We start from the raw sequence: 12,899 nt of genomic DNA on the forward strand, positions 1-12,899 counted from the left end.
GTTCCGACCGATGAACATGTCGGAAATCCAGGGGCGGTTGGCCCGCTATCGGCCAACCGAATTTACCATGTTGTCGGGCAAGTAGGTCGCCAGTTCGGGGAAACCGATCAACACGAACACCATCACCACCATGATCAGAAACAAGGGCAGCGCGGTCTTGGCAATATAACCCATTTCGTGCCGGGTGATCCCCTGCATGACGAACAGATTGAAGCCAATCGGCGGGGTGATCTGCGCCATTTCCACAACGACCACGATGAAGATGCCAAACCAGATCAGATCAATGCCTGCGCCTTCGACCATCGGCTGGACGATCGCCATGGTCAGCACGACCGAGGAAATACCGTCCAGAAACATGCCGAGGATGATGTAGAACAGCATCAGCGCCAACAATAGCGAGAAGCGCGACAGTTGCAGTGCCTCGATAAACTCGGCCAGCGCCCGTGGCAGCCCGGTAAAGCCCATGGCCAGCGTCAGTGCGATTGCCCCCATCAGGATGAATGCAATCATGGCTGACGTCCGTGTGGCACCCAAAAGGCTTTCGATGAATGCTTCCTTGGTCAGTGACCCTTGCAACGCTGCCAGAATGAAGGCTCCGACAACGCCAATCGCAGCAGCCTCAGTCGCAGTGGCGAACCCACCATACATTGACCCGATAACCACAAGGATCAGCAGGATAATCGGGATCAAAAAGCGGCTTTCGTTCAACTTCTGGCCGAATGACATCTTGTCAGCAATCACAGGTACTTCTTTAGGACGAATGAAAGACCAGCCCGCGACATATGCCATGAACATACCGGCCAAAACGATACCCGGCAGAATGCCCGCCATGAACAGTTTCGAGATCGATTGTTCGACGGCCACTCCGTACACAATCAGGGTCAGTGATGGCGGGATCATCAGGCCCAGCGTGGCAGCCCCGGTCAGCGTGCCAATGATCATGTATTCTGGGTAATTGCGTGCACGCAGTTCCGGGATCGACATCTTACCAACTGTCGTGAGCGTGGCCGCCGACGATCCGGAAACTGCCGCAAAAATGGTGCATCCCACGATATTGACGTGGACCAGTCCGCCGGGCAGTCGCTGCATCCAAGGGCTGAGACCGCGGAACATGTCCTGCGATAATCGGCTTCGGAACAGGATCTCTCCCATCCAGATGAATAGCGGCAGTGCCGTTAAGGTCCAACTGGAAGAGCCGGTCCAGATTCGGGTCAGCATTGCGTCGCCAGCGGGGCGCGAGGTGAACATTTCAAGTCCCAGATAGGCAACGCCAAACAAGGACAACGCCACCCAGACCCCAGATCCCAGCAAAAGGAACAGGGCAAACAGAAAGATGAGTACGAGGTAAATCTGATCCATCAGGTCACTCCGCGTGCGCATCGACCGCAGCGGATCGAATGTTGTCTTTACCCGCGAAGAGGGTGCAGATCAGGTTATCCAGTGCGCAAACTGCCAGCAACACAGTGCCCACAACCATCGACATCTGCGGAATCCAGATCGGCCAGGCATCCTGACCCTGGCTGATATCGTTGAAACGGTAGCTTTCATAGGTCAGCTTGATCGCGTAACGCGCAAACAGGAATGTCAGATAGCTGGCAACAGCCCAGCACCAGATGTCGCCATATCTGCGGTAGCGGCCCATCGCGTTCAGTAGCAGGTTCACCCGGATGTGGCTGCCACTGTTCAATGCGTAGGGCAGCGCCAGGAATGACGCGGCTGCCATGCAATAGCCGGTAAAGTCGGGGCCGCCGACGACAATCTCGCCGATCCAACGGGAAATCATCTGCATACCGACAAACAACAAGATCAAGATCAGAAAGATAGCGGCAAGGTATCCGGCCCATCGGTATGTGGCGTCCAGTACAGTGCGCAAAAGATTGAAAAACGCCACGGCGATCCTCCTTTCGTGTGCTCTGACGCCGTATTGGCGTCAGAGCAGGTGTCGTCAGAGGGTTATTGCGCCGCTTTGAACGCGTCGACGATTTGCTTGCCCTGATCACCGGCCGATTCCAGCCATTCGCCGGTCATCGTTTCACCGATAGCGCGCAGTTCAGCTGCAAGCGCCTCACTCGCAGGACCGGTGGTCATACCGTTATTGGCCAGCTCGTTTACGGTGAATTCGGTGTACTGGAGCGAGCGCCAGTCACCCGCATATTCCGCCAGAGACGCGCAACCGTTGATGACGTTCTGCGTGGATTCGTCCAGACCGTTCCAGGCGTCCATGTTCACCAGGACGTAGTTGCGCGGCATCCACGCGTCGACGCCGTAATAGTGCGACAGGCTTTCCCAGACTTTGCGATCATATCCGGTGGACCCGGACGAAACCATGCCTTGCGCGACACCGGTCGCAAAGGCCTGGCTGATCTCCGCAGCCTCGATCTGTACCGGCAGCATGCCAGCCAGTTCCGCCAGCCGGGCGCTTGCGGCGTTATAGGCGCGGAACTTCAGACCCTCGGCATCCGCCAGCGAGTTCACCTCGCGGTCGAAATACAGGCCCTGACCGGGCCAAGGAACGGAATACAGCAAGTGGAGGTTCTGTTCGGACAATAGTTCCGACAGCGGCTCTTTGGCGACGTCCCACAGCTTTTCGGAATCTTCAAACGATGTCGCCAGGAACGGGACCGAGTCGAAGCCAAACAGCGGGTTTTCGTTCTGGTGACCCGACAGCAGGCGTTCGCCAATATTGACCTGACCCGTCTGAATGGCGCGTTTGATCTCGGCCCCTGCGTAAAGCGAGCCGCCCGGGTGGGTCTGTATGGTCAATGCCCCGCCAGTTCCCTGGGTCACGCATTCCGCGAACTCTGCACCGGTGGCCGAATGGAAGTTGGTGGCTGAATATGCCATCGGCATATCCCAGGTTTCCGCCGACACGGCAACGGATGATGCAGTGACGACAGCGACGCTGGCGGCGAGCTTGGTAAGTGTTGTGGACATGTTTGGCTCCCTTGTTGCCTTGGTTATGTGCTCTGTGGACAGAGCTTATTGGTGTTTAGGTTCAGAAACGCAGTGGATCGTACACGCTCAGATCGATATTGATACGGTCTTGTGTGATCAGTCCCGCGAGAATCCGGCCGGTTTTGGGTCCGGCCGTCAAGCCGATGTGATGGTGGCCAAACCCGGCGAACACTCCGGAGGCACCGATCTCGCCGATCAGCGGCAGGCTGTCACTTGGGGCGGGTCGGTGTCCCATCCATGTTTGTTCTCGTTCGAATGTCAGGTTTGGAAAGCTTGCAAGAACCTTGCGTTTGAGCAGGTCAAGCGGTGCCTTTGATGGTCCTGCCTCCAATCCGCCAAACTCGACGATCCCTGCGCAGCGCAACCTGCCTTCCATCGGAGTGGCCACGAATTTCCCGGTCGTCATCATCATCGGCGTCGAAGGCCCGTTTTCGGGTTCGGAAAACTCCATATGATAGCCGCGTTCCGTCTCGATCGGCACGGAGATTCCAAGTTTCTTTGCCAGAGGCTTGGACCAGGCACCAGTGGCCAGAACCACGTTGGAACAGGTCAGTGTACCGTCCTCGGTCACCACGGCAGAGACTTTCCCGCTGGCCAGATGGAAATCCACAACCTCGGTCTGTCGGAAGGTCGCCCCAAGCTTTTCGGCCTCGACCGCCAAGGCTGCGACATAGGCACCCGGATCGCGGCTAAAGCCATGGTCGTGCATCACGGCCAGCAGGTTCAGATCTTTGGCCAGATTGGGTTCGAATTCCCGGACGGCATCCCCTTCGAAAATCTCTGGTTCAAAACCAGCTGTCTTACGCAGCATCCAAGTGTAGGCATCGGCTTCGAATGCGTTACGCGATGGGTAGACAAAGCTGTAATCACTGTTCTGGACCCAGCCAGCGGCCTTAGTGCCCTGTGCCAGCGTCGCATGTTGTTCGACCGAGTCACTGGTCAGCGGTGTCAGACCAGCCGCGATACGGCGCGTGTCCTTGTCGTTGGCGTGCGACATGTACCGTAGCAGCCACGGCAGCAAACGCGGCAGGTAAGACCAGCGCAGGAACAAGGGAAAGTTCGGGTCCAGCGTCATACCCGGCCCTTTGCGCAGCAGTCCGGGCGCTGTCACCGGGGCAACCGAGCAGGCGGCCAGCACACCGGCATTGCCATATGAAGTTGCCTTGGCGTCGCCGGGTGGGTTGCGGTCAATGACGGTGACATCGACACCTTTGCGCCGCAACCAGATTGCTGTCGACACACCAACGATTCCGGCGCCGACCACAATCACTTGCTCACCCTTGGAAGTCATAGTCCCTCGCCGCCCCGAGAATCAGTTGGTTCAAATGATATTCTGATCTGTATACAGGCTTGTAGAATTCTGTGAAGACAAATGTTTCTTTTGCTGTAGTCTTTGGTAAAAGGCGCAAACTCAAACAACAGAGAAGATCATGTCCCGACCCGAAGGCAGTGTTGAACGCGCTTATGAGGCGCTGCGCAAGATGGCGATCAGCTTTGAATTCAAGCCCGGTGAGCGCTTGAATGAAACTGTGTTGACCAAAAGATTGGATGTCAGCCGGACACCCCTGCGCGAGGCCCTTAACCGGTTGGTGTCCGAAGGGTTTCTGACTTTTGAATTGGGCAAGGGTTTCTTCTGCCGCCCGCTGAGTCCAGAGAAGGTCTTTGAGTTGTATCAGCTGCGATGTGCGCTTGAGACCGAGGCGCTGATCCGGGCAATCGAATCCGCGGCGGATCAGGACATCGACGCGGTCATTTCGTATCTGGACGAAGTCGAAAAATCCTATTCGGCCTGCACGGATCTGGACGAGTTGCTGCGCATGGATGAGGAATTCCACATCAAACTGGCCTCGTTGTCGCGTAACAGCGAGCTGATCAGGCTGTTGTGCAATGTCAACGAGCGCATCCGATACGTTCGGATCATCAACCTGCGTTTGCTTCAGGTTCGCCGTGCAGATGGCAGTACCGATCAGGCCTCGATGTCGGCGCATCGGGCCATTCTCGAAGCGGTCAAGGCACGGAATGTGGACAAAGCGGTCGCTGCTTTGCGTAGTCATATCGAACGACGCAGTGAGCAGACCGTCGAGTTGGTCCGGGTTGCGTATTCGCAGCTTTATGTACCCGGGGTTTAGTCGCTTCCAGATTTTCCGGGGCTAGGACCTTTGTCTTGCCAGGCCAAGAAGCGGATCATCTAGATCGGGCGAAAACCGGTCGGGAACCAATGCCTGATGGAACCAGCGCAGGAATGTATAAATTGAAAATACTGGCAAGCCGGTCTGCCTGCGCACATCAGCAGCGTAGGGCGTCATGTTGGTACATTCCAAAATGATGGCGCCGACATCTTCGTGCTGAGTCACCAGTTGTTGGGCGGCATCGAGCATGTCTTCGCGACAGGCTGCAAAGTCGATCTCTGGCGCATCGCCCAGAATGTCCCGGGTGAACACGCGACCACCTTCGGTGCCGATAACTGGTGTATCAAGCGGTACCTTGGCAGCCTCAAGATGCGCGGCAGTCAGCGTTTCTTTCGAGATGGTCAGGATGCCGGGGCGTTTGCCCGGTGGCAGCATTGCCTGAACCATTTGGGTCTGCATCAGGGATGAGGTTGCCACGGGAACCGGCACCGCTTGCGCCAACTGATCCTGCACAATGGATAGAAATCCACAATTTGTCGTAATCCCGTCACACCCGCTGGCAACCAGATCCTGAGCCGCGTCGATGAACGCGTCAACAAGCTGACGGGCGTCATTTCTGACCACCCGCTCTGGGGTGGCGCTGCGGACGACGCGATACTGCACCGGAAAGGGCCAGGTTGTGGCGTTACCGATGTCCCCCGGAATACGTGGAAACTGGGTTTCCAGCATCAGGATACCCAGATTGGCCCCATAGACGGTTTTGCCGCCGTGACAGCTGTGCATCGTCGTTCTGCCTTTGCTCAAGGATTTGTAGACATTACTGTATACAGTTCTTTGAGGTGTCAATCCGGAAATCTGCTTGGAATAGGCGCAGGCTCCTGCAGCGACTGAGGTCGGCATTGGTTTCCAGTCAGGGTGGCTGTCCTTCAGCCCACTCTGCACCAGACGCAATCGTGATCCGAAAGTGGGGTTCCGTCGTCCGAGATTGACGTCAGCAAGCCCTTTTCCTTGCATGTCAGATCACGTCCGGCCAGCCAATCCAGCTTCATCACCCGCTGGGGGTGTGGTGTGATCAGGCTAGGCCGTGTGGTAGGGCCTTCGGTGGTGAAATCCCAGGAATAGCCGCGCGTTTGGGCCAAGCCGAACAGGGTTTCGTTTTGCCAATTGAAATCCGGCGGCAGGTGGTTGCCGGTATTCAAATCGCCGCCGATCACCACTGGCAGGCCTGACGCAAACGCGTCGATCGCATTCAGTAGAACATCGAACTGGGCATGACGATGGGCAGCATCCGCGTTGCTTTCAAGATGGGTCGAGACGACACATATGGAACCGGTTTTTGAGGGTACAACGGCCGCGATGGCCATGCGACCTCCGACACGCGGTTGATCTGGGTCGGCGGCCCCTTCATCGGCAGCGAACCAATGGCCATGACCGTCCAGCCGGATCAGTGCGGTGCGTTCAAATGGCACCGCGGACAGGATCGCGTTGCCATGCCAGCCGAATGTGTTGAAATCGTCCTTGCAGAACCGCCGCTCGGTCGGACCGCCCAGATCAAGCTCGAGAAACTCGACACCGAAGGCGTAGACCATGCCCAATTCAGTCGCCATTACCTCGGCCGTGTGACGTTGCGAGGTGCGGGCCATTCCGTGGTCCACCTCGGACAGTAGAACGATATCTGGGGAGATCTGGCCCAGATGTGCTGCCGTTGCCTCGGGGAACAGGCAACGTTCGACATTCCATGCGGCGACGTTGAATTCTGCCGGCAAGCGCGCGGTACTTGCTGTACCGCCCAGTTGCAATGCGTTCATCGCGGGAATGTCCTGTAGCAACCCCCGATGGGCTGCCGCAGTGCTCGGAGCAGACAGGATGTTGGCCCGTTGACCCGGGGTGACGGCGGGCAGTGCATTAACGATTTCTGTAATCAAAGAACTTTTCCCGTTTCGACATCAAACAACCGCAATGCATCGGGCTTGAGGGTAATATGTGTCTCGCCAATTCGGGCCGAGTGATCCTTGCCGACCATGACGGTGAAGGGCTGCCCACCAACCGCGCCGTGCAGCAAGCGATGTGCGCCAAGCTCTTCCAGAATGTCTACGCGAAATGGCACAGAGCCCCGGCTGTCCAACTCGATATCCTCGGGTCGGATACCCAATGTGACCGGGCCGATTACGGATTTCGGTGCAGGCATAAGCCCATCATAACCGTTGATCCGAACCTGCCCCTGATCTGCCTGAGCCTCGATCAAGTTCATCGGAGGCGCGCCCATGAATGAGGCGACGAAGATCGAGGCGGGGTTGTGGTAAATCTCCGAAGGTGTGCCGATCTGTTCGATCCGGCCTTCGCTTAAAACGATGATACGATCTGCCATGGTCATCGCTTCGACCTGATCGTGGGTTACGTATACTGCCGTAGTGCCCAAACGGCGTTGCAACGCCTTGATCTCAATCCGCATCTGGTTGCGCAGCTTCGCGTCCAAGTTCGACAGCGGCTCGTCAAAAAGGAACAGGGCCGGATCGCGGACAACCGCACGGCCCATGGCAACACGCTGACGCTGACCACCAGATAATTGCGCTGGCTTGCGGTCAAGATACTCGGTCAGGTTCAGCATTTTGGCTGCGTCCTGCACTTTGGCGTCGATTTCGGCTGCGGGCATACCGCGGTTCTTTAGACCGTAGCCGATATTCTTGCGGACTGTCATATGCGGATACAGCGCGTAGTTCTGGAACACCATTGCGATGTCGCGATCCGCTGGATCCACATCGTTGACCACGCGGTTACCGATCTTAAGTGTCCCTTCGGTTATATCTTCAAGCCCTGCGATCATCCGTAGCAAGGTGGACTTACCGCAGCCCGAGGGGCCAACCAGAACGACGAACTCGCCATCCTGGATGTTGAAATTAGTCGTCTCGACCGCCTGATGCCCGTTGGGATAGACCTTGATGATGCCCTCTAAATTAACCTGAGCCATGCGCGTTTTCCTTATTTGTCGGATTCAGTGAGGCCTTTGACGAACCAGTTCTGGAAGAAGACGACGATGACCACCGGAGGGATCATCGCCACGATGGCCAGGGCCAAGGCCTGCCCGTGCTCGGGGATCTGACTGTCGGTGTAGGACAGCACGATCTGTTTGATGCCCCGGACCAGCGTGAAAAAGCTTTCATCCGTGGTGATCAAGGTTGGCCACAGGTACTGGTTCCAGCCAAAGACGAACATGATGATGAAGATTGCCGCAATCATCGTCCGACTGAGCGGCACGAGGATATCGACAAAGAATTTCCACGGACCGGCGCCGTCAATGCGGGCAGCCTCGGCCAACTCTTCGGGCACTGACATGAAGAACTGACGGAAAAAGAACGTTCCGGTCGCCGAAGCGATCAAGGGAACGATCAAGCCAGTATAGGTGTTGGTCAAGCCCAGTTTCTGGATTGCCTCATACGACGGCAAGATGCGCACTTCGAGCGGCAGTAGCAATGTCGTGAAAATCACCCAGAAGGCCAGTGTTGCAAAGCGCAGGCGGAAATAGACGATGGCATAGGCTGCCATCATCGAGATGATGATTTTGCCGACAGCAAAGCCGATGCCCAGGATGAAGGAATTCATCAACATCAGCGTGCCATCGACAGTCTGGGTAAAGCCGCCCTTTTCGAACATTGCAGCGTGGAAGTTCTTGCCCAGATCGTCGCCCAAGGCCAGCTGCAGACCTTCGCGATGGATGGTGACGGCATCATGGCTCGCCGTTGTCAGCGCCAATAGTGGCGGCATCATCATCAGCAGCGAGCCAAGGATTAGCACCACGTGATCGCCAATCGTCTCCCAGCGAATTCTGCGGGGGTGCTGGGTGACGGCGGGTGTCTCTAGTGTCGTGTCAGCCATTGTCTGCCCCCTCAGGTGTAATGAATCCGGCGTTCAACCAGCCGGAACTGAAAGACGGTGAGAACCAGCACAAGAACCATCAACACAACGGATTGAGCTGAAGATCCGCCCAGGTCGTTACCACGGAATCCGTCCAGATAGACCTTGTAGACCAGTGTCATCGGGTTGTTGCCCGGTTCACCCTTCATCAGCGCGTCGATGATGCCGAACGTGTCAAACAGCGCGTAGGTGATGTTGATGATCAGCAGGAAAAACGCGGTTGGGGCCAGCAGCGGGAAGGTCACTTGCCAGAACCGGCCGGTGGCCGAGCGGTTGTCAATCATCGCAGCCTCACGCACGGATCGTGGGATGGATTGCAAGCCTGACAGGAAGAAGATGAAATTGACGGGAATCTGTTTCCACACGGCGGCAATGACCATTGCGGTTGCGGTCGCATTATAGTCGACACCCAATTTGAAATCCCATCCGAAGGACTGAAAGAACTTGGTCATCGGGCCGGTGCTTTGATCAAAAAACAGAATTCCTAGGAAGCCGGCAACCGGCGGGGCGATGGCATAAACCCACATCAGTAGTGTGCGATAGGTCTTGGCACCTCGGATCACTTTGTCGGCCTTGACTGCCAGCAACAGGGCGATGGCCAGAGAAAAGAATGTCACCAAAACCGAGAAGACAATCGTGAACCACGCGATGCGCTTGTATTGGTTGTTGCCCAGCAGTGAGGTGTAGTTATCGGCACCCACAAAGGTCGAGCCGAAGCCGAACGGGTCCTGAAGAAAGAATGATGATTGCAGCGCCCAGGCTGCGGGCCAGTAGAAGAAGATGGCGATAATCATTAATTGTGGCAGCAGCAGCGCCACCGGAAGCCAGATATTGTCGAAGCCTGCGCGTTTCATGACCCGTCCAGTGTAGAAAAGAGGGATGGTCGCACCAAAAGCGCGACCATCTTGGGGGCGATCCGGGGTTTAGCCCTGGGTCTTTGCGAAGCGGGCCAGCAATTCGTTGGCTTCCTCTTCGATGTTTTTGAACGCGGTTTCGACGTCAACCTCACCGGTCAGGATACGGCCATATTCGCGGTTCATGATGTCGCGGATCTGCACGTAGAACCCCATGCGATAGCCTTTGGTGTGTTCTCCGGCCTCAGCCGACAACTGAGTGACACCAATTTCGGCCGCCGGGAAGCGATCATAGTGGCCGTCTTTTTTTGCCAGTTCGTAGGAGGCTTCGGTGATTGGCACATACCCGGTTTCCTGATGCCAGAAGTACTGGGTCTCAGGCGAGGTCAGAAAGCGGAAGAATTCGGCGGTTGCCTTGTTTTCCTCTTCCGATTTCCCGGACATCGCAAACAGCGCCGCGCCACCGATGAAGGTTTGCTTAGGCTCTGCGATCACACTTTCCCAATACGGTAGTTCAACAGCGCTGAATTGGAACGGCAGATCTTTCTGCAACAGGCCGCCGAACGAACCGGATGAGCCGAGCCACATGGCAACTTTGTCTTCCTCAAAAGGCTTTTGGTTGTCGCCCCAGCCGGTGCCAAACCATTCGAACATGCCGTCTTTCTGCCACTCGGTCACAGCGGTGAAATGGGCTTTGATCGCGTCGCTGTTTACCAGAATTTCGGTGTCGGTGCTGTCATAGCCATTGTTGTTGGTGGCAAAGGGCAGGTTGTGGCGCGACATGAAATTTTCGGTGAAGATCCAGGGCAGATGCGACTGGCTGAGCGCGACATAGCCAGCCTCTTTCAGGGCGGGTGCCGTGATTGCCTGGAACTCTTCCCAAGTCTGCGGTGGTGTCACACCAGCTTTTGCCAGCGCATCGACGTTGTAGTACATAATCGGTGTCGACGAGTTGAACGGCATACCAATCATCTTGCCATCACTGTCGGCAAAGAAGTAACGCACGCCAGCGATGTAGTCGTTGATGTCGAAGTCAACGCCATTGTCTGAGAGCAGGTCTTGAACGGGGATGGTGGCGCCTTTTGCACCGATTACCGTGGCGGCGCCAGCATCAAATACCTGCATGACGTTGGGATGCTCGCCCGCACGGAACGATGCGATACCTGCGGTCAGCGTTTCTTCGTAGCTGCCTTTGTAAACCGGAGTGATCTTGTAGTCGGATTGCGAGGCGTTGAAGTCATCGGCAATTTTGTTGACGGTTTCACCCAATTGGCCGCCCATTGCGTGCCACCAAGTGATTTCGGTTTCGGCAAAAGCTGCAGTCGCGGTGAACGCGATCGCCGCAGCAGTTGCGCTGAACTTCAGATTTGTCATTTTGATCCTCCGGGCGGTGGTGGCGCCGTTCGATGTGATTAGATACGCCATCGCGCCAGTACTCAGAGCGTCAGCCCCGATAGTGATTTCATTCGTGTGCGAACTGGCTGTGTCCCTAAGGGCAACCGGAATATGCACATGTGGTCGCATATGCGGATCGTGTGACAGCCAGATGAAACATTTTTAACAATATTAATAATTTACGTGGGGGTAGAGGGTGTTTGAGGCACGAGTGATGAGGGTAACAAACCTGCCGAAAGGTCGCGCAGAGTGATCGCGCAAGCCGTTGCAGATACGGCGGGCGTTTCCCGTTCAGCCGTATCACGCGCCGTTACGCTGGGTGCCTGTTTTGATTCAAGCAAACGAAGAAAACACAACGTCGCGATCCAAATAGGCTATCAGCCCACCGCTCTGGCGCGGGGTAAAAGATGGTCGCTTACATCTGGTTGCGGTCTCTGTCGCGAATACGCGCAGCGCTTACAATATGGAATTTGTAACGGGGCTGGCGGGTGAGCTGAGCGCTTTGAACCAGTAGCCGATCCTGATTGATGGCAGTGGCGCAAGGGCTGAAACGGCAATCGAGCATGTTTTATGTTACCCGTTGGATGCCCTGTTTCTCGGCGGTGGCAGCATATCGAAGAGGCTGGTAATGCAGTGCAGCAAATTTGGGGTTCCGATGATCTTACCCGGTCGCATTGTCGAGGCGCCCAAAGTGAACAATCCGCTAGGCCAGGCCGTTGAGCATATCATCTGGTTGTTAGAACGTAGATTGGAGAACCCCGGCCAGCAAAGTGAAACGATCCTGATCGCCCTTTCCTCGGGCCACAAGGTACACATTCACACCAAACAGGTAAGCGGCAGAGCTGATGGCCTACGATGCTCTTGATCCCGCTATCAGCTTGCTGCGCAGGCGACTTGAGGCAATAGGAACATTCCGTCTTCCGGCGCGCGGTTCACAGCGATTTTGCAACCATATGCGCTGCTGAGAAGATCATCCCGAAACGTGTCCCTTGGCGACCCCTGGTGCATGACCATTTTGTTCGACAAAAGGATCACACTGTCAGCGCACATTGCAGTCAGGTTGAGATCGTGCATCACCATCACGACGCCACCACCGCGGACGGCGAAGTCCTGAATGATCCGCATGACCTGCAACTGATGCCCGATATCCAGACTCGACACGGGTTCATCCAGAAACAGCCAGCGAGAGCTACCTTGCGCGACAGGTTCCCAAACTTGAACAAGGACACGCGCCAACTGAACACGCTGCTGTTCACCTCCTGAAAGCTCTTGATAAAAGCGCCCCTCGAACCCATGTAGGCCCACACGGGTAAGGGCCTCGCTAGCCATCCGGTTATTCATGGTTTTGTGAATCCGGCCCATGCGCACGACTTCGAGAACCGTGAATGGAAAACTCATTGGTGTTGCCTGAGGCAGCACTGCGCGGATCTCGGCCAATCTGGTGGTGCTGGTCCGAGCGATGTCATGTCCGTTCAGGGTCACGGACCCGTCAAAGCTCAAATCACCGGTCAGTGCCGCTAAAAGTGTGGATTTACCGGCGCCGGAAGGCCCGACAACAGCGGTAATTTGACCGACCTGAGCCGTCAGCGTCAGGTTTTCCAGAATGGTCTGTCGCCCAAGGTTGACGGTGAGGTTTCTGACGTTCAACACGGGT

General features: G+C 56.2%; 13 protein-coding genes. 2 read left to right on the forward strand and 11 right to left on the reverse strand.

Going from position 1 to position 12,899, the window contains the following annotated elements:
* Positions 1-45: 45 nt before the first annotated feature.
* From HW561_RS10975 to HW561_RS10990, 4 genes are all read right to left on the reverse strand, one after another.
* On the reverse strand, positions 46-1,359 hold the full coding sequence (locus HW561_RS10975; RefSeq protein WP_176864652.1) for a TRAP transporter large permease: 1,314 nt from the start codon (positions 1,357-1,359) through the stop codon (positions 46-48).
* Positions 1,360-1,363: 4 nt separating this feature from the next.
* Positions 1,364-1,891: a TRAP transporter small permease gene (locus HW561_RS10980; protein ID WP_328803272.1), complete on the reverse strand. Its 528-nt coding sequence runs from the start codon at positions 1,889-1,891 to the stop codon at positions 1,364-1,366.
* A 62-nt stretch (positions 1,892-1,953) separates the two neighbouring features.
* Complete coding sequence (locus HW561_RS10985; protein ID WP_176864653.1) at positions 1,954-2,934, reverse strand: TRAP transporter substrate-binding protein; 981 nt, start codon at positions 2,932-2,934, stop codon at positions 1,954-1,956.
* Between the two features lie 61 nt (positions 2,935-2,995).
* Positions 2,996-4,246 (reverse strand): NAD(P)/FAD-dependent oxidoreductase, encoded by a 1,251-nt coding sequence (locus HW561_RS10990; RefSeq protein WP_176864655.1) that lies wholly within the window; start codon positions 4,244-4,246, stop codon positions 2,996-2,998.
* Positions 4,247-4,385: 139 nt separating this feature from the next.
* Between HW561_RS10990 and HW561_RS10995 the strand changes: the two genes are divergently transcribed.
* A complete protein-coding gene (locus tag HW561_RS10995) occupies positions 4,386-5,084 on the forward strand; it encodes a GntR family transcriptional regulator (protein ID WP_176864657.1) in 699 nt (232 codons plus the stop codon).
* Between the two features lie 21 nt (positions 5,085-5,105).
* Here HW561_RS10995 and HW561_RS11000 read toward each other — a convergent pair whose 3' ends face one another.
* The 6 genes from HW561_RS11000 to HW561_RS11025 form a co-directional block, all read right to left on the reverse strand.
* On the reverse strand, positions 5,106-5,867 hold the full coding sequence (locus HW561_RS11000; RefSeq protein WP_176864659.1) for an aspartate/glutamate racemase family protein: 762 nt from the start codon (positions 5,865-5,867) through the stop codon (positions 5,106-5,108).
* Between the two features lie 143 nt (positions 5,868-6,010).
* Entirely contained in the window at positions 6,011-7,009 is a 999-nt protein-coding gene (locus HW561_RS11005) for an endonuclease/exonuclease/phosphatase family protein (RefSeq protein WP_211198603.1), read from the reverse strand.
* Entirely contained in the window at positions 7,006-8,052 is a 1,047-nt protein-coding gene (locus HW561_RS11010) for an ABC transporter ATP-binding protein (protein WP_176864661.1), read from the reverse strand. The genes HW561_RS11005 and HW561_RS11010 overlap by 4 nt, the downstream gene beginning before the upstream one ends.
* Positions 8,053-8,063: 11 nt before the next feature.
* Positions 8,064-8,957 (reverse strand): sn-glycerol-3-phosphate ABC transporter permease UgpE, encoded by an 894-nt coding sequence (gene ugpE / locus HW561_RS11015; RefSeq protein WP_176864663.1) that lies wholly within the window; start codon positions 8,955-8,957, stop codon positions 8,064-8,066.
* An 11-nt stretch (positions 8,958-8,968) separates the two neighbouring features.
* The gene (locus tag HW561_RS11020) at positions 8,969-9,850 is read right to left on the reverse strand and encodes an ABC transporter permease subunit (protein ID WP_176864665.1); all 882 of its coding nucleotides are present in this window, start codon (positions 9,848-9,850) and stop codon (positions 8,969-8,971) included.
* 69 nt (positions 9,851-9,919) lie between these two features.
* Positions 9,920-11,224 carry an extracellular solute-binding protein gene (locus HW561_RS11025; RefSeq protein ID WP_176864666.1) on the reverse strand — a complete coding sequence of 435 codons (1,305 nt, stop codon included), beginning with the start codon at positions 11,222-11,224 and terminating at the stop codon, positions 9,920-9,922.
* A 649-nt stretch (positions 11,225-11,873) separates the two neighbouring features.
* On the opposite strand from HW561_RS11025, the gene HW561_RS11030 reads away from it, so the two are divergent.
* Positions 11,874-12,110 carry a hypothetical protein gene (locus HW561_RS11030; protein ID WP_176864668.1) on the forward strand — a complete coding sequence of 79 codons (237 nt, stop codon included), beginning with the start codon at positions 11,874-11,876 and terminating at the stop codon, positions 12,108-12,110.
* A gap of 8 nt (positions 12,111-12,118) precedes the next feature.
* Here HW561_RS11030 and HW561_RS11035 read toward each other — a convergent pair whose 3' ends face one another.
* Entirely contained in the window at positions 12,119-12,895 is a 777-nt protein-coding gene (locus tag HW561_RS11035) for a heme ABC transporter ATP-binding protein (RefSeq protein ID WP_176864670.1), read from the reverse strand.
* Positions 12,896-12,899 lie beyond the last annotated feature (4 nt).

It is taken from the genome of Ruegeria haliotis (assembly GCF_013377785.1).
GTDB classification, from domain to species: domain Bacteria; phylum Pseudomonadota; class Alphaproteobacteria; order Rhodobacterales; family Rhodobacteraceae; genus Ruegeria; species Ruegeria haliotis.

What these genes read in the sequence shown, in the direction of transcription:
- HW561_RS10975 (WP_176864652.1), bottom strand. Translation starts at nt 1,359, where the DNA reads ATGGATCAGATTTACCTCGTACTCATCTTTCTGTTTGCCCTGTTCCTT.
- HW561_RS11010 (WP_176864661.1), bottom strand. Translation starts at nt 8,052, where the DNA reads ATGGCTCAGGTTAATTTAGAGGGCATCATCAAGGTCTATCCCAACGGG.
- HW561_RS11025 (WP_176864666.1), bottom strand. Translation starts at nt 11,224, where the DNA reads ATGACAAATCTGAAGTTCAGCGCAACTGCTGCGGCGATCGCGTTCACC.
- HW561_RS10990 (WP_176864655.1), bottom strand. Translation starts at nt 4,246, where the DNA reads ATGACTTCCAAGGGTGAGCAAGTGATTGTGGTCGGCGCCGGAATCGTT.
- ugpE (WP_176864663.1), bottom strand. Translation starts at nt 8,957, where the DNA reads ATGGCTGACACGACACTAGAGACACCCGCCGTCACCCAGCACCCCCGC.
- HW561_RS11000 (WP_176864659.1), bottom strand. Translation starts at nt 5,867, where the DNA reads ATGCACAGCTGTCACGGCGGCAAAACCGTCTATGGGGCCAATCTGGGT.
- HW561_RS10995 (WP_176864657.1), top strand. Translation starts at nt 4,386, where the DNA reads ATGTCCCGACCCGAAGGCAGTGTTGAACGCGCTTATGAGGCGCTGCGC.
- HW561_RS11030 (WP_176864668.1), top strand. Translation starts at nt 11,874, where the DNA reads ATGCAGTGCAGCAAATTTGGGGTTCCGATGATCTTACCCGGTCGCATT.
- HW561_RS10985 (WP_176864653.1), bottom strand. Translation starts at nt 2,934, where the DNA reads ATGTCCACAACACTTACCAAGCTCGCCGCCAGCGTCGCTGTCGTCACT.
- HW561_RS11020 (WP_176864665.1), bottom strand. Translation starts at nt 9,850, where the DNA reads ATGAAACGCGCAGGCTTCGACAATATCTGGCTTCCGGTGGCGCTGCTG.